This window comes from Streptomyces capoamus (assembly GCF_014654935.1).
In the GTDB taxonomy this organism is placed as follows: Bacteria; Actinomycetota; Actinomycetes; order Streptomycetales; family Streptomycetaceae; genus Streptomyces; species Streptomyces capoamus.
On sequence record NZ_BNBF01000027.1, the window covers coordinates 13,077 to 13,915 of the forward strand.

Below are 839 nucleotides of genomic sequence, written 5' to 3' on the forward strand. Positions count from 1 at the left end.
TCGTGGACGCCGGACGGCTCCACGAACTCGACCCCAGGAGCACGGTGAAGCAGGCGCTGTGGGCGCTCGCGGGGGAGCTGGGGCTGGCCAAGGCCGCGGAGGGAGCCTCCCACCGCGGGAACGGCCGCGGTTCCGTGAGCCTGCGGCGGCGGAAGGAGTGAGCCCCTGATGCGAAGGCCGGACAGGGACCGGGGACAGGTCAGCGTCGAACTGCTCGGGATGACACCGCTCATCGTCCTGACGCTGGTGCTGATGTGGCAGGCCGTACTCGTGGGGTACGCCTTCACGCTCGCGGGGAATGCTGCGGACGAGGGCGTGCGCGCGGGTACGGCGGCACCGCCGGGCGAGCGGTTCGGGGTGTGCGAGCAGGCGGCACTGGGGCATCTGTCCGGGGCGTGGCGAGGGGGTGCCAGCGTGGAGCGGTGCGACGGGAGCGGCTACGTGACGGCGGACGTGGCCGTCAAGGTCCCCGTCCTCTTCCCCGGCTTCGTCGACTTCCCCGTCACCGTCCACGGCCACGCCGGTGCCGTCGAGGAGGCGAAGCACTGAGATGTCCTGCCGCCGCCGACGCGACCGGGGCCAAGTGGCCATCGAGTACCTGGGGTTCATCCCCGTCCTGCTGATCGTCGGCCTGGCCGGCATCCAGCTCGGGGCCGTCGCCTACGCCGCCGAGCAGGCCGGTACGGCGGCCCGGGCCGGGGCGCGGGCCGAGTCGCTGGGGCAGTCGTCCGCCCAGGCCTGCGCCGAGGCGGTGAGCAGCGCGCTGGACGTGACCTGCTCGCCCAACCCTGGAGGCGGCTCGGTCACCGTCACCGCGACCGTCAAAATCCCCGAGGTGC

2 protein-coding genes and 1 pseudogene are annotated in these 839 nt (G+C 73.3%); all 3 read left to right on the top strand.

Translation table 11 applies throughout. The features are described 5' to 3' along the window. Nucleotides 1–161 (top strand): annotated as a pseudogene (locus IE312_RS42725) (septum formation initiator); the annotation flags it as partial. 7 nt (nucleotides 162–168) lie between these two features. Further along, the gene (locus IE312_RS31805; RefSeq protein WP_189985722.1) at nucleotides 169–549 is read left to right on the top strand and encodes a pilus assembly protein; all 381 of its coding nucleotides are present in this window, start codon (nucleotides 169–171) and stop codon (nucleotides 547–549) included. 34 nt (nucleotides 550–583) lie between these two features. Next, the coding region (locus IE312_RS42730; protein ID WP_229900676.1) for a TadE/TadG family type IV pilus assembly protein at nucleotides 584–839 on the top strand (256 nt) is incomplete at its 3' end.

Excerpts from the sequence above, each read along its gene's own strand:
- IE312_RS31805 (WP_189985722.1), top strand. The coding sequence starts at position 169 with ATGCGAAGGCCGGACAGGGACCGGGGACAGGTCAGCGTCGAACTGCTC.